General features: G+C 68.6%; 23 protein-coding genes. 18 read left to right on the plus strand and 5 right to left on the minus strand.

Annotation, left to right across the window (positions count from 1 at the left end):
• Positions 1 to 46: 46 nt before the first annotated feature.
• The 13 genes from BLW44_RS08545 to BLW44_RS08605 all read left to right on the plus strand — a co-directional run bounded on the left by BLW44_RS08545 (position 47) and on the right by BLW44_RS08605 (position 11,610).
• Positions 47 to 700 (plus strand): DUF1990 family protein, encoded by a 654-nt coding sequence (locus tag BLW44_RS08545; RefSeq protein WP_060926147.1) that lies wholly within the window; start codon positions 47 to 49, stop codon positions 698 to 700.
• A 16-nt stretch (positions 701 to 716) separates the two neighbouring features.
• On the plus strand, positions 717 to 1,934 hold the full coding sequence (gene hemW / locus BLW44_RS08550; protein WP_060926146.1) for a radical SAM family heme chaperone HemW: 1,218 nt from the start codon (positions 717 to 719) through the stop codon (positions 1,932 to 1,934).
• Between the two features lie 93 nt (positions 1,935 to 2,027).
• Positions 2,028 to 3,059, plus strand: a complete 1,032-nt coding sequence (gene hrcA / locus BLW44_RS08555; protein WP_060926145.1) for a heat-inducible transcriptional repressor HrcA — start codon at positions 2,028 to 2,030, stop codon at positions 3,057 to 3,059.
• 38 nt (positions 3,060 to 3,097) lie between these two features.
• A complete protein-coding gene (dnaJ, locus tag BLW44_RS08560) occupies positions 3,098 to 4,213 on the plus strand; it encodes a molecular chaperone DnaJ (RefSeq protein WP_060926144.1) in 1,116 nt (371 codons plus the stop codon).
• Between the two features lie 12 nt (positions 4,214 to 4,225).
• Entirely contained in the window at positions 4,226 to 4,954 is a 729-nt protein-coding gene (locus BLW44_RS08565; protein WP_060926143.1) for a 16S rRNA (uracil(1498)-N(3))-methyltransferase, read from the plus strand.
• A 44-nt stretch (positions 4,955 to 4,998) separates the two neighbouring features.
• Positions 4,999 to 5,346, plus strand: a complete 348-nt coding sequence (locus BLW44_RS08570; RefSeq protein WP_060926142.1) for an HIT domain-containing protein — start codon at positions 4,999 to 5,001, stop codon at positions 5,344 to 5,346.
• A 64-nt stretch (positions 5,347 to 5,410) separates the two neighbouring features.
• Positions 5,411 to 6,436, plus strand: coding sequence for a PhoH family protein (locus tag BLW44_RS08575; RefSeq protein WP_245647360.1), 1,026 nt, complete (start codon positions 5,411 to 5,413; stop codon positions 6,434 to 6,436).
• Between the two features lie 16 nt (positions 6,437 to 6,452).
• On the plus strand, positions 6,453 to 6,911 hold the full coding sequence (ybeY, locus tag BLW44_RS08580; protein WP_060926140.1) for an rRNA maturation RNase YbeY: 459 nt from the start codon (positions 6,453 to 6,455) through the stop codon (positions 6,909 to 6,911).
• Entirely contained in the window at positions 6,908 to 8,203 is a 1,296-nt protein-coding gene (locus BLW44_RS08585; RefSeq protein ID WP_060926139.1) for a hemolysin family protein, read from the plus strand. The genes ybeY and BLW44_RS08585 overlap by 4 nt, the downstream gene beginning before the upstream one ends.
• Positions 8,196 to 9,092, plus strand: a complete 897-nt coding sequence (era, locus tag BLW44_RS08590) for a GTPase Era (RefSeq protein ID WP_060926176.1) — start codon at positions 8,196 to 8,198, stop codon at positions 9,090 to 9,092. The genes BLW44_RS08585 and era overlap by 8 nt, the downstream gene beginning before the upstream one ends.
• 51 nt (positions 9,093 to 9,143) lie before the next feature.
• Positions 9,144 to 9,671, plus strand: a complete 528-nt coding sequence (locus BLW44_RS08595) for an RNA polymerase sigma factor (protein ID WP_060926138.1) — start codon at positions 9,144 to 9,146, stop codon at positions 9,669 to 9,671.
• Positions 9,664 to 10,644, plus strand: coding sequence for a hypothetical protein (locus BLW44_RS08600; RefSeq protein ID WP_060926137.1), 981 nt, complete (start codon positions 9,664 to 9,666; stop codon positions 10,642 to 10,644). Before BLW44_RS08595 ends, BLW44_RS08600 begins: the two co-directional genes overlap by 8 nt.
• Positions 10,645 to 10,662: 18 nt before the next feature.
• Positions 10,663 to 11,610, plus strand: coding sequence for an NADP-dependent oxidoreductase (locus tag BLW44_RS08605; RefSeq protein WP_060926136.1), 948 nt, complete (start codon positions 10,663 to 10,665; stop codon positions 11,608 to 11,610).
• Here BLW44_RS08605 and BLW44_RS08610 read toward each other — a convergent pair.
• Positions 11,607 to 12,245 (minus strand): hypothetical protein, encoded by a 639-nt coding sequence (locus BLW44_RS08610; protein WP_245647357.1) that lies wholly within the window; start codon positions 12,243 to 12,245, stop codon positions 11,607 to 11,609. The genes BLW44_RS08605 and BLW44_RS08610 overlap by 4 nt on opposite strands.
• A 196-nt stretch (positions 12,246 to 12,441) precedes the next feature.
• Between BLW44_RS08610 and leuA the strand changes: the two genes are divergently transcribed.
• Complete coding sequence (leuA, locus tag BLW44_RS08615; RefSeq protein ID WP_060926135.1) at positions 12,442 to 14,196, plus strand: 2-isopropylmalate synthase; 1,755 nt, start codon at positions 12,442 to 12,444, stop codon at positions 14,194 to 14,196.
• A gap of 56 nt (positions 14,197 to 14,252) precedes the next feature.
• Here leuA and BLW44_RS08620 read toward each other — a convergent pair whose 3' ends face one another.
• Positions 14,253 to 14,630 (minus strand): VOC family protein, encoded by a 378-nt coding sequence (locus tag BLW44_RS08620; RefSeq protein ID WP_060926134.1) that lies wholly within the window; start codon positions 14,628 to 14,630, stop codon positions 14,253 to 14,255.
• A gap of 67 nt (positions 14,631 to 14,697) precedes the next feature.
• Here BLW44_RS08620 and BLW44_RS08625 point away from each other — a divergent pair, with 67 nt between their 5' ends.
• Positions 14,698 to 15,441: a TetR/AcrR family transcriptional regulator gene (locus BLW44_RS08625; RefSeq protein WP_060926133.1), complete on the plus strand. Its 744-nt coding sequence runs from the start codon at positions 14,698 to 14,700 to the stop codon at positions 15,439 to 15,441.
• A gap of 7 nt (positions 15,442 to 15,448) precedes the next feature.
• Here BLW44_RS08625 and BLW44_RS08630 read toward each other — a convergent pair whose 3' ends face one another.
• Entirely contained in the window at positions 15,449 to 16,135 is a 687-nt protein-coding gene (locus tag BLW44_RS08630; protein ID WP_060926132.1) for a trimeric intracellular cation channel family protein, read from the minus strand.
• A gap of 34 nt (positions 16,136 to 16,169) precedes the next feature.
• Here BLW44_RS08630 and recO point away from each other — a divergent pair, with 34 nt between their 5' ends.
• Positions 16,170 to 16,916 carry a DNA repair protein RecO gene (gene recO, locus BLW44_RS08635; RefSeq protein ID WP_060926131.1) on the plus strand — a complete coding sequence of 249 codons (747 nt, stop codon included), beginning with the start codon at positions 16,170 to 16,172 and terminating at the stop codon, positions 16,914 to 16,916.
• The gene (locus BLW44_RS08640) at positions 16,913 to 17,716 is read left to right on the plus strand and encodes an isoprenyl transferase (RefSeq protein ID WP_060926130.1); all 804 of its coding nucleotides are present in this window, start codon (positions 16,913 to 16,915) and stop codon (positions 17,714 to 17,716) included. Before recO ends, BLW44_RS08640 begins: the two co-directional genes overlap by 4 nt.
• Here BLW44_RS08640 and BLW44_RS08645 read toward each other — a convergent pair.
• Positions 17,656 to 18,267, minus strand: coding sequence for a P-loop NTPase family protein (locus tag BLW44_RS08645; protein WP_060926129.1), 612 nt, complete (start codon positions 18,265 to 18,267; stop codon positions 17,656 to 17,658). The genes BLW44_RS08640 and BLW44_RS08645 overlap by 61 nt on opposite strands.
• Positions 18,268 to 18,320: 53 nt before the next feature.
• On the opposite strand from BLW44_RS08645, the gene BLW44_RS08650 reads away from it, so the two are divergent.
• The gene (locus BLW44_RS08650) at positions 18,321 to 19,019 is read left to right on the plus strand and encodes a DsbA family oxidoreductase (protein ID WP_060926128.1); all 699 of its coding nucleotides are present in this window, start codon (positions 18,321 to 18,323) and stop codon (positions 19,017 to 19,019) included.
• Here the strand turns inward: BLW44_RS08650 and BLW44_RS08655 are convergent.
• Positions 19,016 to 19,510, minus strand: coding sequence for a glutathione peroxidase (locus BLW44_RS08655; protein ID WP_060926127.1), 495 nt, complete (start codon positions 19,508 to 19,510; stop codon positions 19,016 to 19,018). The genes BLW44_RS08650 and BLW44_RS08655 overlap by 4 nt on opposite strands.
• Between the last annotated feature and the right edge of the window lie 8 nt (positions 19,511 to 19,518).

Genomic DNA, 19,518 nt, shown 5'->3' on the forward strand with positions numbered 1-19,518 from the left:
GCGCGTGGGGGTGATCGTCCAGGTGACGGGAAGTAGGCTGGTTCTCATGCGGCGCGGGACTTTCCGAGACGACACGGTGGACTATGCGGCCGTGGGTGCTACCCACGCCCCCGATCTGATGCAGTACCCGCCGGAGCGCAGCATCCCGGCGGAGAATTCCTGGCGCATCGGCAGCGGCGCGGAGCGATTCCAGACCGCCGGCGATGCACTCCTGACCTGGACCGCCCAGCGGGCCGCTGGTCTCAGCATCGACGATGTGCGGCCGGCTCCCGGTCCCGCATATGCAGGCGTCAGCTTCGATGCCGAGGGCACGCCGATCGCTCCGAGCAAGAACGACGTCGAGCAGCGTTTCGATGCCGAGGGCACCCCTTTCGCAGGCCCTGGCATGACGCTGCGGCTGCACGGCAGGGTGAGCGGCATGCGAGCGGATGCCGAACTTCGTGTGATCTCCGTGACGGAGGAGAAGCGCCGAATCGGATTCGTCCTGGGTACCGTCGGCGGATCCGTGGTGCGCGGCGAGGAGTCCTTCGACATCGACTGGCGTGAGGACAACGACGAGGTGTGGTTCTCCGTCCGTGCCTTCGACGCCCCCAACTCCCTGCTCTATCGCCTCGTGCCCGCTCTTGTGAAGCGGCGGCGGCGCGAGCTGTTCGCCCGCTACCTGAGGGCGATCTCCCCGCTCTACGCGACCCCCGTCTGATGGCCGTACACCTCTGATGGCCGGTCCTCTCCCTCTCGGAGATCCGGCACCGGCCGACGGCAGTCTCCCGTCCGACCTCTCGGTCGATCCCGCCGTGCCGTTCTCGGCCTACCTCCACGTCCCGTTCTGCCGGGTGCGCTGCGGGTACTGCGACTTCAACACCTACACGTCGGGTGAGCTGCGCGGAGCGAAGCAGGAGGACTACGCCTCGACCCTGATCACGGAGATCGACCTCGCTGCACGCGTGCTCGCGGACGCCGGTCGCCTGCGTCCGATGGACACGGTCTTCTTCGGCGGAGGCACACCCACCCTGCTGCCGGCGGGCGACCTCGCACGGATGCTGGATGCCGCCACCGATGCATTCGGCCTGGCTGACGGTGCCGAGGTGACGGTCGAGGCGAACCCCGACACCGTGACGCCCGAGGTGGTGCGCACGCTCGCCGACGCCGGCGTCACGCGCCTCTCCATCGGGATGCAGTCGGCGGTGCCCCATGTGCTGGCAGCGCTCGACCGCACCCACCGCCCCGAGAACGTGACGACCGCCGTCGCAGCAGCCAAAGACGCCGGGCTCGCGGTCAGCGTCGACCTCATCTACGGAGCGCCCGGTGAGACGCTCGCCGATTGGGAGTCGTCGCTCGACGCGGCGCTGGCGCTCGAGTCCGATCACATCTCGGCGTATGCGCTGATCATCGAGGACGGCACCAAGCTCGCCAGGCAGATCCGGCGTGGCGAGGTGCCCATGCCGGACGACGACCTGCAGGCCGACATGTACGAGCTCGCGGACGCCCGTCTCGGGGCAGCCGGGTTCGAGTGGTACGAGATCAGCAACTGGGCCCGCTCCGAGGGGGAGCGCTCGCGCCACAATCTGGCCTACTGGCGCGGGCACGACTGGTGGGGATTCGGGCCGGGTGCACACAGCCACGTCGCGGGCCTGCGCTGGTGGAATGTCAAGCACCCGGCCGCGTACGCCCAGCGCCTGGCCGCAGGGGAGTCCCCGGCAGCGGGTACCGAACGGCCCGACCTGGAATCGGCGACGCTGGAGCGCGTGCTGCTGCTGAGCCGGATCAGGGAGGGCATCGCGGTGGCGGATCTCGCGCCCGCGAAGCGCACGAGAGTCGCCGGTCTCATCGCCGACGGGCTCGTCGACCCCGCCGCGGCCGTGCGCGGACGCGTGCAGCTCACACTGCGCGGGCGCCTTCTCGCCGACGCGGTCGTGCGCGAACTCACCGACTGAGCCGACTGCCATGGCCGCGGATCACCGATACGCGCGCATCGGCGGGTAGAATTGGCACTCGAAGCCAGTGAGTGCCAAGGGGAGGGAGTTGCGATGGTCAGTGAAAGAGGCCTCCAGGTTCTTCGCGCGATCGTGCAGGACTACGTCGAGACGCACGAACCCGTCGGCAGCCGATCCATCGTCGACCGCTACTCCTTCGGGGTGTCGGCCGCGACGATCCGCAACGACATGGCCCTGCTCGAAGACGAAGAGCTGATCACCGCACCGCACACGTCGTCGGGACGCGTCCCCACAGACAAGGGATACCGCGTCTTCGTCGACCACCTCGCTCAGCTGCGCCCCCTTTCGGTCGCGCAGCGCACGGCGATCGAGTCGTTCCTCACCGCACCGTCGGACCTGGACGACCTGATGGTCCGCACGGTCCGCGTGCTGACGCAGCTGACGGGTCAGGTCGCGCTCGCGCAGTACCCGTCCTTCGCGCGTGCCCACCTGACGCATCTCGAGCTCGTGGCGCTCGCCCCCAACCGCCTGCTCATCGTGCTCGTCACCGACGCGGGCGGGGTCTCGCAGCGCATCGCGCCGCTGCCGGTCGACGTCGACGAGGCGGACATGGGTCTGCTGCGGGCGCGGCTGTCGGCACTCATCACCGGTCGCGCGGTCAGCGACGCGGCCGAGCGACTGCAGGCGCTTCTCGCTGGGGACGCGCACGCCCAGGATGTGGTCCTTCGCGCTCTGGCGACCATCGTCATCGACGAGCTCGGCGCCTTCCGTCAGGAGCGCCTGGTGATGGCCGGAGCAGCGACTCTGGCTCGACGCGAGCAGGACTTCCGCGGCAGCATCCACCCGCTGCTCGAGGCGATCGAGGAGCAGGTGACGCTGCTGCGCCTGATGAGCGAGATGGAGGCGGACGCGCACGGTCTCGCCGCGAGCATCGGCACCGAGAACGCCTCGTTCGGGCTCGGCGAGGCATCGATCGTCGCCAGCAACTACGCCGCACCCAGCGGCACGGCGCGCGTCGGCGTCATGGGGCCGACGCGCATGGACTACCCGAGCAATCTCGCGGCCGCGCGGGCTGTGGCCCGCTACCTCTCGCGGATGCTCGACGAAGACGAGGCGTCCCGCTGACGCGGCCGCCCAGAGACAGCACACGCAGAAGGGCCATTGTGGCAGATCACTACGAGGTACTCGGCGTCTCCCGCGACGCCTCCACCGACGAGATCAAGAAGGCGTATCGCCGCCTCGCACGTCAGCTCCACCCGGATGTGAACCCGGGAGAGGATGCGGCCGAGCAGTTCAAGCTCGTCACCCACGCCTACGACGTCCTCAGCGACGACGACTCCCGTCGTCGCTACGACATGGGCGGCGGAGACGGCGCGGCCGGCAACTTCCAGGGCTTCGGCGGCTTCGGCGACATCTTCGAGACTTTCTTCGGCGCCGGTCAGGGAGGGGGTCGCGGCGCGCGTCCCCGGTCACGGCGGGAGCGCGGTCAGGATGCCCTGGTGCGGGTCACCCTCGACCTCGGCGACGTGGTCTTCGGTGCGCACCGCGACATCGAGGTCGACACCGCCGTCCTCTGCGAGACCTGCAATGGCTCGTGCTGTCAGGAAGGCACCTCGCCCGTCACCTGCGACATCTGCGGCGGCACGGGACACGTCCAGCGCCAGGTGCGCAGTCTGCTCGGCAACGTCGTCACCTCCCAGCCCTGCGGCACCTGCGAGGGATACGGCACGACGATCCCGTACCCCTGCGGCACCTGCGGAGGCCAGGGCCGAGTGCGGTCCCGCCGCACCGTCTCGCTCGACATCCCCGCCGGCGTCGAGACCGGTCTGCGTCTGCAGCTCCCCGGCTCCGGCGAGGTCGGCAAGGCGGGCGGTCCGAACGGTGACCTGTACGTCGAGGTGACCGTGAACCCGCATCCGTCCTTCAGCCGCGATGGCGACGACCTGCTCGCGACGCTCGAGGTCTCGATGCCCGATGCGATCCTCGGCACCGAGACGACGATCCAGGGGCTCGACGGCGAGGTCGACCTCGAGATCCGCTCCGGAGTGCAGTCGGGCGATGTCCTGACCATCAAGGGCCGAGGTATCACGCCGCTGCGGGGCACCCAGCGCGGAGACCTCCGCGTCGGCGTGCAGGTCGTGACCCCGACCAAGCTCGATTCCGCGCAGCGCGCCCTCATCGAGGACTTCGCCAAGAAGACCAAGGCTCCGGGTCCGCAGCTGGCGCAGTTCCAGCAGGGGCTGTTCTCGAAGCTGCGCGACCGCTTCCGCTCGCACTGATCGGGCACCGGCATGGCACTGCACTTCCTCGTCGAGACATCGTCGGATGCCGCGGTCGGCGACCTCGTCTCCCTCACCGGCGCCGAGGCCAAGCACGCGGCGGTCGTGCGCCGTCTTCGCGTCGGCGAGACCGTGACGGTCGGCGACGGCGCGGGCGTATGGCTCGCCGGCGTCGCCGAGGAGGTGTCGCCGTCCCGGGTCGACGTCCGCGTGTCCGAGCGGTCGACGCAGGAGGCCCCGAGTCCGCGGATCGTCCTCGTGCAGGCTCTGGCCAAGGGTGATCGTGACGAGCTCGCGGTGCAGGCCGCCTGTGAGCTCGGAGTGGACGAGATCGTGCCGTGGCAGGCGAGTCGCAGCATCTCCCGCTGGGACGGCCCGAAGGCGGTCAAGGGACGTGAGCGCTGGGCGACGATCGTCCGCGAGGCGGCCAAGCAGGCCCATCGGCGGTGGGTGCCGGAGGTCGCGGTGCCCGCGTCGACATCCGATCTCGCCGCCCGCGTCTCGACTCAGCGGGTCCTGCTGCTCGATCCCGGTGCGCCCGCCCGGCTCTCGGAGCTCGAACCGGACGGACGCGACGTCGTGCTGGTCGTCGGTCCGGAGGGCGGCATCTCGGACGACGAGATCGCGAAGCTGGTCGCCGCCGGCGCGGAGCGCGTGCTGCTCGGCGACACGGTCCTGCGCACCTCCACGGCAGGTCCCGCGGCGATCGCCGTGCTCTCGGTCGCGCTCGGCCGGTGGTGAGAAGGCTTCGGTCCGCGCCGCATGGCGGTCAGTAGACTGGAAGCATGTCCGAGCCCTCGATCTTCACGCGCATCCTGAACGGCGACATCCCGGGTGAGATCCTGCTGGACACCGGCCGGGTCTTCGCGATCCGCGACATCGACCCGCAGGCGCCGCTGCACGCGCTGGTGATCCCGAAGACCGAGGACTACCGCGACGTCACCGAACTCGCCGCCGGCGACCCCGGTCTGCTGGCCGAGATGGTCGCCGCCGCGAAGCAGCTCGCCTCCGAGCATGCGAACGGCGAGTACCGCCTCATCTTCAACAACGGCGCGAGCGCCGCCCAGTCCGTCTTCCACGTGCACGCCCATGTGCTCGGCAACATCGAGGAGAACAAGCTCGTTGGCTTCTGACGAAAACGACCCCGTGACCGCATCCGACACCGCCGTCGAGAAGATCTATGCCGACGGTGTCGCCATGGTGCAGCTGCTCGGCCCGCAGGACCGCCTGCTCCGGATGCTCGAGAAGGAGCACCGGGACGTGCAGGTGCTCGTGCGCGGCAACGAGATCACGCTGTCGGGCGCACCCGACGCCGTGGCGAAGGCGAAGTCCCTCGTGGACGAGCTGATGACGATGACGAAGGCCGGACACGACCTCGCACCGAGCGATGTCGCGAGCTCCGCCCGCATGCTCCGCACCGACGGCGGCCCGCGGCCGAGCGAGGTGCTCGGCGAGGCGATCCTCTCGACCAGGGGCAAGGTGATCCGTCCGAAGACCCTCGGTCAGAAGGAGTATGTCGACGCGATCGAGGAGAACACGATCGTCTTCGGGATCGGGCCCGCGGGAACCGGCAAGACCTACCTCGCGATGGCGAAGGCCGTCCAGGCGCTGCAGCGCAAGGAGGTCACGCGGATCATCCTGACGCGTCCGGCCGTCGAGGCAGGGGAGCGACTGGGCTTCCTGCCCGGCACCCTCACCGACAAGATCGACCCGTACCTGCGGCCGCTCTACGACGCTCTGAACGAGATGATGGACCCCGAGATCGTCCCGCGCCTGATGGCGACGGGAACCATCGAGGTCGCACCTCTCGCCTACATGCGCGGACGCACGCTCAACGACTCGTTCGTGGTGCTCGACGAGGCGCAGAACACCACGCCGGAGCAGATGAAGATGTTCCTCACCCGTCTCGGCTTCGGGTCGAAGATGGTCGTCACCGGTGACATCACGCAGGTGGACCTGCCCCAGGGATCGTCCGGGCTGCGCCTCGTGACCCGAGTGCTGGACGGCATCGACGACATCCACTTCGCCCGACTGACGAGCGACGATGTCGTGCGTCACTCGCTGGTCGGACAGATCGTCGACGCGTACAGCCAGTATGACGAGCGTCGCACGGCGCAGCGCTACGAGCGCGAGCAGGCGGCCGAGTTCGCCAACCGCGCCGACCGCCGAGGCGCACAGCGACCAGGACCCCGGGACCGGATGCCGAAACGCGGCCTCTCCTGATGAAACGAGCACAGTCATGATCGAGATCAACAACGAGTCGGCGATCGACGTCGACGAGCCCGTGCTGCAGCGGCTGACCGACTTCAACCTCGCCCAGATGCATGTCAGCCCCGATGCCGAGGTCGCGATCGTCCTCGTCGACGAGGCTGCGATGGAGGCGCTGCACGTGCAGTGGATGGACGAGCCGGGACCGACGGATGTGCTCAGCTTCCCGATGGACGAGCTGCGCCCCGGCACGGAGGACCGCCCGACCGCGCCCGGCCTGCTCGGCGACATCGTGCTCTGCCCGCAGGTCGCCGAGGCGCAGGCGCAGGCCGCCGGTCACACGCTGATGGACGAGCTGATCCTCCTCACCACCCACGGACTGCTGCACCTGCTCGGGTTCGATCACGCCGAGCCCGACGAGGAGCGCGAGATGTTCGGGCTGCAGAAGGAGCTCATCCAGGGCTTCGCCGCGGCTGAACGTCGACGATGACCGCGGCTTTCCTGCTCGCGGGCGCCGTCCTGCTCGTCGCCTTCGGCGGACTCATGGCCGCGATCGACGCGGCCTTCGGTGTCACGTCGCGCTCCGACATCGCGGAGATGGGCACGGAGGGACGCAACGCCGCGCAGCTGACCCGCATCGCCGCCGACACCGACGCCCACGTCAACGCGGTCGCGTTCATCCGAGTGCTGACCGAGACTGCGGCTGCTGTGCTCGTCACGGTCGCCTTCAGCATCCTGTTCGACAACATCTGGTGGGCGATGCTCGCCGCCGCCCTGCTCATGACCGGAATCAGCTTCGTGCTCGTCGGAGCGAGCCCTCGGTCGTTCGGACGCCACCACGCCGAGGGGATGCTCCGGGTCAACGCGCCGGTCGTCCGTGGCCTGCGCATCATCCTCGGCCCCCTCGCGCAGGGACTCGTGGTGCTCGGGAATCGTGTCACCCCTGGACGGGGGCGCAGCTCGTTCACCTCAGAGGAGCAGCTGCTGAGCATGGTCGACGAGGCCGCGTCGAACGACCTCATCGAGGCCGACGACCGCGATCTCATCCACTCGGTCTTCGACTTCACGGATCAGTTCGTGCGTGCCGTGATGGTGCCCCGCACCGAGATGGTCACGGTCGACGCCACAGCTACGACCAGCGAGGCGATGGCGCTGTTCCTCCAGCGCGGCGTCTCGCGCATGCCGGTCGTGGACGACGACGCCGACGATGTCGTCGGCGTCCTGTATCTCAAGGATCTGGTGCTCTTCGCGTTCCGTGACGAGAACGCCTGGCGGGCCGCATCCATCCGCCCCATCTCCCGACCCGCCACGTTCGTTCCTGAGTCGATGCGCGCCGAGACGCTGCTGCAGCAGATGAAGCGCGACGCCGTGCACGTGTGCCTGGTGATCGACGAGCACGGCGGCATCTCGGGTCTCGTGACCCTCGAGGACCTCATCGAGGAGCTCGTCGGGGAGATCTCCGACGAGTACGATCAGGTGTCGGCGGAAGTCGTCGAACTCGGCGACGGACGGTACCGGGTCAGCTCCCGCCTCTCGCTGGAGGACGTCGGGGACCTGTTCGGCCTCGAGCTCGAGGATGAGGACGTCGACTCGATCGGCGGCCTGCTCGGCAAGGCGCTGGGGCAGGTTCCGCAACCAGGGTCCACCGCGACGGTGGAGGGGCTCACGCTCACCGGCGGAGCTTCCAGAGGACGCGGACGCGGAATCGCGACCGTGTTCGTGGAACGGTCGGCACACGACGCGGGAGACTCCGCAGATGAGAGAGATGCACACGATGACTGAGCAGACGCGAAGCGGGTTCGTCACGTTCGTGGGGCGCCCCAACGTCGGCAAGTCCACCCTCACGAACGCCCTGGTCGGCGAGAAGATCGCGATCACGAGTGAGAAGCCGCAGACCACCCGGCGGGCGATCCGCGGGATCGTGAACCGTCCGGAGGGGCAGCTCGTGATCGTCGACACCCCGGGCATCCACAAGCCGCGCACGCTGCTCGGCGAGCGGCTGAACGATCTGGTCGAGCAGGTGCTCGGAGACGTCGACGTGATCGGCTTCTGCGTGCCGGCGACCGAGAAGGTCGGTCCCGGCGACCGTCGGATCGCCGCCTCGCTCGACGGGTACCGACGCGCGAAGAAGATCGCGATCGTGACGAAGACGGATGCCGCCGGACGTGACGACATCACCGAGCGGCTGATGGAGGTCGACGCGCTCCGGGAGGACTGGGCCGCCGTGATCCCGCTGTCGGCCCTGACCCGCGATCAGCTCGACGTGCTCGCGGACGAGGTGCTCTCCCTGATGCCCGAGGGCCCTGCGCTCTACGGTGAGGGCGTCACGACCGACGAGTCCGAGGAGGACCGCATCGCCGAGATGATCCGCGAGGCGGCGCTCGACGGCGTCCGTGACGAGCTCCCGCACTCGATCGCCGTCGTGATCGATGACATCGCACCGCGTGAAGGCAGCGACCTCACCGATGTCCACGCGTCGATCGTCGTCGAGCGCGACAGTCAGAAGGCCATCATCATCGGGCACAAGGGCAAGCGACTCGCCGATGTGGGACGCCGTGCGCGGGTGGGCATCGAGGCGCTGCTCGGCACGAGGGTCTTCCTCGGCCTGCACGTCAAGGTCGCGAAGGAATGGCAGCGCGACCCGAAGCAGCTCGGTCGCCTCGGGTTCTGAGATGGTTCACCGAGACGCGATGCGGATCGGGTCCTTCAGCGGTCGGCAGGGATGAGCGCCCGCGGACGCGACCGCGAGACCCAGAGGGACGAGGCATTCACTGCGCTCTTCGACGAGAACTGGGCAGCGGTCAGGCATCATGTCGAGGGGGTCGTCGAGGACGACGCCGAGGTGACGGAGATCGTCGCCGAGATCTTCCTGAGGGCGTGGTCACGACTGATCCCGAGCAGGCCGATGACGCGCGTGTGGCTGATCCGCACCGCCGATCGCATCCTCGCCTCCCGATCAGGGCGGACGACGATGCGCTGGCTTGCTCTGGACGCCCTTCACGAGGGCGTTGCGGGGGAGAACTCGGCCAGCGACCTCACGATGCGCGCGCGGGTGGTGCGCGCTCTGGGGGTCCTCAGCAGGACCGAGCGGCGTATCATCATGCTCACGTACTGGGATGGGCTCGCAGTGGGGGAGATCGCGGAGGTGCTGCGCAGCCCGCGCGTTCGGGTGCGGAAGGTGCTGGCGCGCGCGCGGCGCACGCTGCGCGAGGAACTGGGATTGCAGGGAACGGAGGGCGACGATGAGTGAGAACGGACTGCTCGATCGCCTGCTCGCCCAGGCGGATCCGGCGCAGACGCCTCAGGACGCGAAACCGGATGCGGCCGCGTTGCAGGTTCGCGAGCGCATCATCCGGAGCGCGCCCCGACCGCATCCGCGTCGACGGAGGATCGTGGGATGGGCCTCGGGGCTCGCGGTCGCCGCGGCTGCCGTGGTCGTCGCCGTCGCCGTCCTGCTCCCGCAGGGTATGGCAGTCGCCGAGTCACCTGCTCCGCTCGATTTCTCCGCTGAGCGCAGCACGACCGAGACGCTGCGTGCCGCGCAGACGGCCCTGGCCGAGACGAGTGGGCCCGCCGTGCCGGAGCGTCTCGTGCGATCGGCGACCTGGGGACTCGACATCAACGGAGGCACCGGCGAGACCGAGGTCGTGCCCCAGCTGAACACCCTGCGGTGGGAGCCCGACCTCTCGGGGCGGATGGTCTCGATCAGGGGAGTGCCGTACGACCCCACGGATGCGTCGGCCAACGTCGGGGCGGAGATCAGCAGCTCGGGGGAGGTGAGCGTCGACCTGGCGATCGAGCCGGGGGAGTTCGCCACTCCGGTTCCCGATGCCTTCGGCGATTCCCGTGCGGACGTCGAGGGTGCCCTGATGTCATTCGGGATGCCCGACGAGCCCACGGGATCGGAGGTCGTCCTGGCGACGACCGCGGTGCTCGAGCAGTGGACGCTCACGAACGCGCAGGAGTCCCAGATCATCGGCATCCTCGCGGAGGCGGATGGCGTGGAAGCGCTCGGCGCCACGACGGATCGCCTGGGCAGACCGGTCGCCGGGCTGCGTGTCGTCACGGGGGACGGTGCCGCCAGTGACATCGTGCTCCTCTCCCTCGAGACCGGTCGGATCGTCGGTGTGGAGCGGACCAACATCGTCGAGGACGAGCTGATCGCCGCAGGCGCGATCCTGTCCTACACGATGTGGGACGTGGACGAGCGCCTGGTGGAATGAGGCGGGTAGGGTCTCGATATGACTCTCGCCACACGTTGGATCGCGACCACCTGGGGCAGCCCGGACACCTGGGAGCTCGTCGAACACGACGTCCGTCCGCCGGTCGTCGGCGAGGTGACCGTCAGGGTGCGCGCGGCCGGAATCAATCCGGCGGATGCGAAGCACGTCGCCGCCGCGAGGCCCGGCGTCGATCTGCCGGTGGCGATCGGGTACGAGATCTCGGGCGAGATCACAGCCGTCGGGCCTGACACCCGGATCGGCTCGGGTGCGGTGGCGGTGGGCGACGAGGTGGTCGCCTTCCGCGTGTCCGGCGGCTATGCCACCGAACTGACGATCCCTGCCGAGAAGGCCTTCACGAAACCGACGACGCTCACGCATCCCGAGGCCGCGAACCTGCTGCTCGCAGGAACGACCGCGGCCGAGATGCTCTGGGTCACCGGGGCGGCACCCGGCGAGACGATCCTGCTCCACGGCGCATCCGGAGCGGTCGGGGTCAGTGTGCTGCAGCAGGCGGCGCTGCGCGGCATCCGCGTCGTCGGCACCGCGTCGGCATCGAGGTTCGACGTCGTCCGCCGCTTCGGCGGCATCCCGGTCGAGTACGGACCCGGTCTCGCCGATCGGGCGAGACACGCGGCCGGCACTCCCATCGCGGCCTCACTCGATGCGGTCGGCACCGATGAGGCAGTCGACGTGTCGCTCGAGCTCACCGCCGATCGGAAGAGGATCGTGACGATCGCCGCGATGCGACGTGCGGCGACGGACGGCTTCCTCGTGATCGCCGGCTCCATGCCGGCCAGTGCCCGGTTCCGCGACGAGGTCAGAGGCGAGCTGGTCGCTCTGGCACAGAACGGGGACCTCGAGGTCCCCGTCGCCCGCACCTTCTCCCTGGAGGACGCGTCGGCCGCCCTCGCCCTGCTCGCAGAGGGCCATCCCGGGGGCAAGCTCGCGCTGATCCCGACCGCCTAGTCGATCTCGCGCAGCGCCGAGGTCACGATCACGACCCCGTCGCCGTGCTCCTCGTCGACCGCGTCCTGCAGGGAGCCGTCGTCCCAGGCGACCTGCACCCAGACGTAGCCGCGCTCGGTCCACACGGTGAGGGCGTCCTGACCCAGCGCGGCGGAGACCTCGTCCTGCACGGAGGTGAGATCGGCCTCGGACGTCGCGCCGTCGACACCGCCGGTGGGATCTTCCGGACGGATGGGGTCGTAGAGGGCGAGCATGATCGGCGGGTCGGTGACGGTGAGGGTGGTGCCGTCGTAAGTGGCGTACACGGCGTAGGTGCCCCAGGTCGTGTCTCCGCTGGTCTCGCTGCCGTCGACGCCGTCCCAGCTCCAGCCCTCGAGGGGGATCCCCGTGCACTGCGGCGGGTACGACTCCGCGACGGCGCCGAGGCACAGCTGCGCGTCGCCGGCCGCGTCGAGCACCGTGCCGGTGCCGATGACGCGTCCCTCCGGTGGGCGTACGTCGCTCGCGTGCCACTCGGGGGCCCCTGTGCTCGTCGGTGCAGGGGAGGAGGCGGGGCGGGTGGAGCACGCGGAGAGCGCGACCACCCCCAGGACGGATGCGGCGGCGAGAAGCATGCGGCTGTGCGATGTGCTCATGTGGGGAAGTGTCGCAGACGCGACGATCGTCTCATCCGTCGCTGAGGTCATCCGATGATCCTGCTACCATGGCCGCATGCCTTTCGGCGGTCTGCTTCTTCTTAGCTGCCGCGACGAGTCCTAAAGCCAGGGCCTTCCTCGTCGCGGCGCTTGTGATGGCCCGTCCATATTTCTGACGAAGAGAAGAAGCCCCATCATGCAGAACACTCAGCGCCCGTCCGCGATGCCGATCCACAAGTACCGGCCGTACCACGAGCAGATCACCGTCGACCTGGCTGACCGCACCTGGCCGGATGCCCGGATCACCGAAGCGCCCCGTTGGTGCGCGGTCGATCTCCGCGACGGCAACCAAGCGCTCATCGACCCGATGTCCCCCGAGCGCAAGCGCGTGATGTTCGAGCTCCTCGTGAGCATGGGATACAAGGAGATCGAGGTCGGCTTCCCGTCGGCGAGCCAGACCGACTTCGACTTCGTGCGTCAGCTGATCGAGGAGAACCTGATCCCCGACGACGTCACCATTCAGGTGCTGACCCAGGCGCGCGAGCACCTGATCGCCCGCACCTACGAGTCGATCGCCGGGGCGAAGCAGGCCATCGTCCACTTGTACAACTCCACCAGCGTGCTGCAGCGCGAGGTCGTCTTCCGCACCGACGAGCAGGGCATCATCGACATCGCGCTCGAGGGCGCGCGTCTGTGCCGCCGGTACGAGAAGACGATCCCCGACACGAAGGTCTACTACGAGTACTCGCCCGAGAGCTACACCGGCACGGAGCTCGAGTTCGCCGTCGACGTGTGCAACCAGGTGATCGAGGTCTTCGAGCCCACCCCCGACCGCAAGGTCATCATCAACCTGCCGGCCACCGTCGAGATGGCCTCGCCCAACGTCTACGCCGACTCGATCGAGTGGATGAGCCGTCACCTCGCGCACCGCGAGAACGTCATCCTGTCGCTGCACCCGCACAACGACCGAGGCACCGCGATCGCGGCCGCCGAGCTCGGCTACATGGCAGGCGCCGACCGTATCGAGGGCTGCCTGTTCGGCAACGGCGAGCGCACCGGCAACGTCGACATCGTCGCTCTCGGCATCAACCTGTTCACCCAGGGCATCGACCCGCAGATCGACTTCAGCGACATCGATCAGGTCAAGCGCACGGTCGAGTACTGCAACCAGCTGCCGGTGCCGGAGCGCTCCCCGTGGGCGGGCGACCTGGTCTTCACCGCGTTCAGCGGATCGCACCAGGACGCGATCAAGAAGGGCTTCGAGGCGATGGCCGCCAGGGCCGAGGCCGAGGGCGTCACCGTCGACGAGATCGAATGGGCGGTGCCGTACCTGCCCGTGGACCCGAAGGACCTCGGTCGTTCGTACGAGGCCGTCATCCGGGTGAACTCGCAGTCCGGCAAGGGCGGAGTCGCGTACCTGCTGAAGGCGGATCACGCGATCGATCTGCCCCGCAAGCTCCAGATCGAGTTCTCGGGCGTGGTGCAGGCGAAGACCGATGCAGAGGGCGGCGAGGTGACGAGCGAGCAGATCTGGTCGATCTTCAACGACGAGTACCTGCCGGCCGCCGACGAGTCCGCCAAATGGGGACGCTTCGAGCTGCTCGCCACCCAGACCCGCAGCGACATGTCGGGCGACGTGGTGCTCGACGTCGTGCTGCGCGACGACGACCAGCAGGTCGCCGTCGCCGGCAACGGCAACGGGCCGGTCGCGGCGTTCGTCGAGGTGCTGCGCGGTCAGGGCTTCGACATCACCGTCTACGACTACGTCGAGCACGCTCTCAGCGCCGGTGGCGACGCGCAGGCAGCTGCCTACGTCGAACTGCAGGTGGGGGACCAGCGGCTGTGGGGCGTCGGCATCGACGGCGACATCTCGACGGCATCGCTCAAGGCGATCGTCTCGGGCGTGAACCGCTCGATCCGCACGCGCGAGCAGGAGCTGGCCGCGGTCTGAGTCGCTGCACCGAACGCCCCTCGGCCCGTCGCCGAGGGGCGTTCGACATCTTCAGATCAGACCCACTGGACGAGCTGCCAGACGATGCCGTTGGGATCGGCGAACTGGCAGTACCGCTCGCCCCACGGCTCGGTCTCGGGTTCCGTCACGACGCGCGCGCCGCTGAGCGAGATGCGCTCGTACTCGGCGTCGAGGTCGTCGACGACGAAGACCACGAGCAGGCCCTGACCCGCAGATCCCGCGATCTCGGCGGGGCGGAAGGTGCCGAGGCCCGTGGCGAGGAAGATGATGTGGGTCGCGGCAGTCGGATGCTCGAGCGAGACGAACCCGTCTGCGGCCATCGCCTCGCGGAAGCCGAAATGGCTCTTCGCGAACTCGGCAGAGGCGTGGACGTCGGGAACGTTGAGCGAGATGGCGGTCTGGATGATGTTCATGCGGCTCCTTCGACTAAACTATGTACAGCGTACAAGGTAACGCGATCGCACGAGAGGATATTCCGAGATGGCTCGAGATCTGCTCGACCTCCTGTGGAGGGACGACCCTCGTGCGACCGCGGTGGGACGCCGGGGCCCGCGCTCGCGCCACTCCACGGGCGAGGTGGTGGAGCAGGCGATCGCTCTCGCGGATGAGCGGGGGCTGGCCGCCGTGACGATCCGATCCCTCGCCGATTCCCTCGGGATGACGACGATGTCGGTGTACACGCATGTCAACAGCCGTGACGATCTGCTCGTGCTGATGGTCGACCTGGTCAACGCCCGCATGCCCGAGCCCGTCGATCGTTCCCACGGCTGGCGTGCCGCCGTCGTGGACCTCGCCGAGAGCAACCTCTCGCTGCTGCGGACGCATCCGTGGGTGCTCGACGTCGACGACCCGCGGACGGCGATCGGACCCGGCACGATCGCCAAGTACGATCGCGAGCTGCACACGTTCGACGGAACGGGTCTGGATGACGTCAACCGTGACGCCGCCCTGACCTTCGTGATCGGTTTCGCGAGGCAGGCGGCCGCGCGCCAGGTCGAGCACCGGCGGAGCGCGGAGTTCGGCGCCGATTGGGAGCAGGTCGCCGGCCGGCTCGCGGGGTACCTGGGGGACGCGCACCCGCTCGCGCAGACGGTCGGTCGGGCGGCGGGAGAGGCATCCGGCTCGCCCTACGACGCGGATGCCGCCTGGGAGTTCGGCCTCGCCAGGGTCGTCGCTGGCCTCGCCGATGAGATCGAGAACGGCCAGGAGCGTCCTGCGGGATGAGGCGCGTTCAGGGCTTGATGATGGGGATCACGCCCGTCTCGGCCGCCACCTTGCGGCGGTAGATCCGGCGCTGCTCGGGGAGCGAGACGTCGAAGGTGACGGCGAGGATGCGGATGACGGTCGTGACCGCGATGCCGGCGACCGCCGCGATCGTGATCGGCATGCCCAGGGCCACGGCGATCACGATGAACGTGCATCCCGCTCCCGCAGCCACCGCGTACAGCGAGCCGACGTGCATGATCGCGGTCGGGAGTCCCATCAGCATGTCGCGGAGCACGCTGCCTCCGACAGCCGCGCACACGCCGATGAAGACGGCAGGCACCTCGGGGATGCCGAAGGCGAGCGCCTTGCTCGTGCCGAACGCGCCGAACATGCCGATGACGACGGCGTCGAGCACGACGATCGCGGTGTTGAGGCGGGTGAAGAGGCCAGCGAGCAGCATGCCGAGCAGCGCCGCGCCGCCTGCCGTGACCAGGTACCACTGGTTCTGCAGCGTGGCCGGCGTCTGACCGAGCAGGATGTCGCGGATCAGACCGCCGCCCATCCCGATCATGATGCCGATGATCGAGACCCCGAGCCAGTCGAGTCGGCGCTGCCCTTGGAATCCGGACGCGAACATCGCGCCCTGGACACCGCCCAGGCCGACGCCGAGCAGATCCGCCCAGAGCGGAATGGTGAAGAGCGGTTCGGTCACGCCTCTATTCTCGCGCACGGAGGATAATCGAACGGTGCCCACCTACCGAGACGAAGCGGTGATCCTGCGCACCCACAAGCTGGGTGAGGCGGATCGCATCGTCACCATGCTGTCTCGGCGGCACGGCAAGATCCGCGCGGTCGCCAAGGGAGTGCGGCGGACGTCGTCGAAGTTCGGCTCCCGGCTCGAGCCGTTCATGGTCGCCGATGTGCAGCTGTATCAGGGTCGCTCGCTCGACATCGTGCAGCAGGCCGAGTCGCTCGGCTCCTACGGATCCGACATCGCCGCGCACTACGACAGGTTCACCGCAGCCAACGCGATGGTGGAGACGGCCGACCGGCTGAGCGATTCCGAGGCCACTCCCGAGCAGTACCTGCTGCTGGTCGGCGGTCTGCGCGCCCTGTCGCGGGGCGAGCACTCACCCCGCAGCATCCTCGACTCGTATCTGCTGCGCGTGATGGCGCTGTCGGGGTGGGCGCCCTCGCTCGGCGACTGCGCGCGCTGTGCGGCCCCGGGACCCCACGTGCATTTCGTCGGACAGCTCGGTGGAGCGGTCTGCTCGAACTGCGCGCCGGCGGGAAGCCCGCGAGTCGCCGAGAAGACCCTGTCGCTGCTGCGCTCGCTCATGTCGGGCGAGTGGGACGTGATCGACGCCGCGCCTCAGGCCGACACGGCGGCGGCGTCCGGCCTCGTGGCCGCCTATGCGCAGTGGCACCTGGAGCGCGGCATCCGCTCGCTCGCACACCTCGTGGCCGACATCCCTCGAGAAGGAGCACGGTGAGCCCCAAGCCCTACACGCACAAGGATGCCGTGGCCTACCGCCCGCTGGACTGGACGGGGGTCTATCCGCCGGCGTTCCCCGCGGTGCCCGAGCACGTCGCGATCGTCATGGACGGCAACGGCCGCTGGGCGAACCGCCGCGGTCTGAACCGCATCGAAGGGCACAAGGCGGGCGAGGAGGTGCTGCTCGACGTCGTGGCCGGGGCGATCCAGGCCGGCGTGAAGCACCTGTCGGTCTACGCGTTCTCGACCGAGAACTGGGCGCGGTCTCCGGAGGAGGTCCGCTTCCTCATGGGATACAACCGCGATGTGCTGCACCGCCGACGCGACCAGCTCAACGAGTGGGGCGTTCGGGTCCGATGGGCCGGCCGCAAGCCGCGGCTGTGGGGGAGCGTCATCAAGGAGCTGCAGTATGCCGAGCAGCTCACCCGCGGCAACGACGTGCTCACCCTGACCATGTGCGTGAACTACGGCGGCCGGATCGAGATCGTCGACGCGATGCGCGCGATCGCGACCGATGTCGCAGCGGGTCGGGTCAAGCCCAACGCGATCTCGGAGAAGTTGATCCGTCGCAACCTCTACGTGCCGGACATGCCTGACGTCGACCTGTTCCTGCGCAGTTCGGGGGAGCAGCGCACCTCGAACTTCCTGCTGTGGCAGGCGGCATACGCGGAGATGGTGTTCCTCGACACACTGTGGCCCGACTTCTCCCGCGAGGAGCTGTGGCGGGCGATCGGCGTCTACCTGTCGCGCGATCGCCGTTTCGGCGGGGCGGTCGACACCCCGGACGCCTCCGCCTGAGCCCGCAGCCACCTCTCCGTCTCTCGCGGGTGGCGCAGCCGCACGATCACGAGATGCGGGTGCTCGCTCGCGACCCCGGGCATCCGCTCCGACCACTTGTGCAGAGTTCTCGTCTGCCAGGCGATGATGTTCTCTTCGGGATCTCCCGAGAACATCCGCCAGATCGGCTTCTCGACGTTGTCGTTGTAGATGCGGGTGCGCAGGATGCTGCGACCGAGCGTGCGCCGCAGAAGTCGCGAGCGGACCACCCGGTAGGGGTAGTCGAGCCAGATCACGAGCTGCGCGCGCGGAGCGAGGATCTCGTCGGTGCCCTTGCTCGTGTACTGCCATTCGGTGACCCAACGGTCCTCCGCGGCGAAGGCGCGGACGTCGTCGAGGAACGCGGGACGAGGGATCCAGTTCTCGCCGTGGTACAGCGCGTCGATCTCGACGTGCCTGAGACCCCAGAGTTCGGCCACTCGCCGTGCGAGTGTGGTCTTTCCCGATCCGGTCACCCCGGCGATGAGGACGCGCTCCGGCTGGAACGGCAGCGGATCGGCGGCGGAGGGCATCCGAGAATCCTACTCACGGAATAGCTCATAGCCGCATGCGGTTGGATGGGAGTGTGACTGAAGCCATCTCGATCGACATCTGGTCCGACATCGCCTGCCCGTGGTGCTACATCGGCAAGCGCAACCTCGAGAAGGGGCTCGAAGCGGTCTCCGCCGACGAGGACGCCCCGCAGGTGAACATCACCTTCCACTCGTTCGAGCTCTCGCCCGACACTCCGGTCGACTTCGACGGCGATGAAGTCGACTTCCTCTCCGGACACAAGGGGATGCCGCGCGACCAGGTCGAGCAGATGCTCACGCACGTGACCGGTGTCGCCGAGAACGCCGGACTCGAGTACCGGTTCGACCTCCTGCAGCACACGAACACGGTCAAGGCTCACGAGCTCCTGCACTTCGCGAAGCAGCAGGGCGTGCAGCACGAGATGGAGGAGCGGCTCATGTCCGCCTACTTCACCGAGGGCAAGCACGTCGGACGCATCGACGACCTGGTGGAGCTGGCCGCCGAGGTCGGGCTCAACCCGGACGACACCCGTGACGCGCTCGTGTCCTCCCGCCACCTGGCCGATGTGCGCCAGGACCAGGCGCAGGCGCAGGCCTACGGCATCCAGGGCGTCCCTTTCTTCGTGATCGACGGGCAGTACGGCATCAGCGGAGCCCAGCCGCCCACAGCATTCGAGAACGTGCTCCGCGACCTCTGGTCGAAGCGCGGCGAGACCGGCGCCGAGGCGGCGCCGGAGGAAGCAACCGCCTAGCGGGTCAGCGCGGCTTCGATGGCCCCGACGATCTCGGGGTCGTTCGGCTTCTGCTTCGGGCGGAACCGGACGACCTCGCCGTCCGGCAGCACCAGGAACTTCTCGAAGTTCCACTCCACCTTGCCGGCCTTGCCGGCAGCATCCGGGGTCTCCCTCAGCGTCTTATAGAGGTCGGTGGCGTTGCGGCCGTTGACCTTGACCTTGTCGTTGATGGGGAAGGTGACGCCGTAGGTCGTGGAGCAGAACTCGAGGATCTGATCGACGGAACCCGGCTCCTGACCGAAGAACTGGTTGCACGGGAAGCCCACGACGCTGAAGCCGCGATCACCGTACAGACGCTGCAGCTCCTCGAGCTGCTCGTACTGCGGGGTCAGTCCGCACTTCGATGCGACGTTGACGACGAGCACCACATCTGCGCCCAGATCGTCGAGTGTCTTCTCGTTGCCTTCGGCGTCGGTGAAGGGGATGGAGCGGACGGAAGGATCGGTCATATGCACAG

Source organism: Microbacterium hydrocarbonoxydans (assembly GCF_900105205.1).
Lineage (GTDB): Bacteria > Actinomycetota > Actinomycetes > Actinomycetales > Microbacteriaceae > Microbacterium > Microbacterium hydrocarbonoxydans.

Bases quoted from the DNA above. Each gene is read 5' to 3' on its own strand.
- BLW44_RS08545 (WP_060926147.1), top strand. From the start codon at position 47: ATGCGGCGCGGGACTTTCCGAGACGACACGGTGGACTATGCGGCCGTG.
- BLW44_RS08620 (WP_060926134.1), bottom strand. From the start codon at position 14,630: ATGAACATCATCCAGACCGCCATCTCGCTCAACGTTCCCGACGTCCAC.
- BLW44_RS08595 (WP_060926138.1), top strand. From the start codon at position 9,144: ATGAGCGCCCGCGGACGCGACCGCGAGACCCAGAGGGACGAGGCATTC.
- leuA (WP_060926135.1), top strand. From the start codon at position 12,442: ATGCAGAACACTCAGCGCCCGTCCGCGATGCCGATCCACAAGTACCGG.
- BLW44_RS08570 (WP_060926142.1), top strand. From the start codon at position 4,999: ATGTCCGAGCCCTCGATCTTCACGCGCATCCTGAACGGCGACATCCCG.
- era (WP_060926176.1), top strand. From the start codon at position 8,196: ATGACTGAGCAGACGCGAAGCGGGTTCGTCACGTTCGTGGGGCGCCCC.
- BLW44_RS08625 (WP_060926133.1), top strand. From the start codon at position 14,698: ATGGCTCGAGATCTGCTCGACCTCCTGTGGAGGGACGACCCTCGTGCG.
- BLW44_RS08585 (WP_060926139.1), top strand. From the start codon at position 6,908: ATGACCGCGGCTTTCCTGCTCGCGGGCGCCGTCCTGCTCGTCGCCTTC.
- BLW44_RS08655 (WP_060926127.1), bottom strand. From the start codon at position 19,510: ATGACCGATCCTTCCGTCCGCTCCATCCCCTTCACCGACGCCGAAGGC.
- hemW (WP_060926146.1), top strand. From the start codon at position 717: ATGGCCGGTCCTCTCCCTCTCGGAGATCCGGCACCGGCCGACGGCAGT.
- hrcA (WP_060926145.1), top strand. From the start codon at position 2,028: ATGGTCAGTGAAAGAGGCCTCCAGGTTCTTCGCGCGATCGTGCAGGAC.
- BLW44_RS08600 (WP_060926137.1), top strand. From the start codon at position 9,664: ATGAGTGAGAACGGACTGCTCGATCGCCTGCTCGCCCAGGCGGATCCG.
- BLW44_RS08645 (WP_060926129.1), bottom strand. From the start codon at position 18,267: ATGCCCTCCGCCGCCGATCCGCTGCCGTTCCAGCCGGAGCGCGTCCTC.
- BLW44_RS08610 (WP_245647357.1), bottom strand. From the start codon at position 12,245: ATGAGCACATCGCACAGCCGCATGCTTCTCGCCGCCGCATCCGTCCTG.
- ybeY (WP_060926140.1), top strand. From the start codon at position 6,453: ATGATCGAGATCAACAACGAGTCGGCGATCGACGTCGACGAGCCCGTG.
- BLW44_RS08605 (WP_060926136.1), top strand. From the start codon at position 10,663: ATGACTCTCGCCACACGTTGGATCGCGACCACCTGGGGCAGCCCGGAC.
- BLW44_RS08575 (WP_245647360.1), top strand. From the start codon at position 5,411: ATGGTGCAGCTGCTCGGCCCGCAGGACCGCCTGCTCCGGATGCTCGAG.
- BLW44_RS08565 (WP_060926143.1), top strand. From the start codon at position 4,226: ATGGCACTGCACTTCCTCGTCGAGACATCGTCGGATGCCGCGGTCGGC.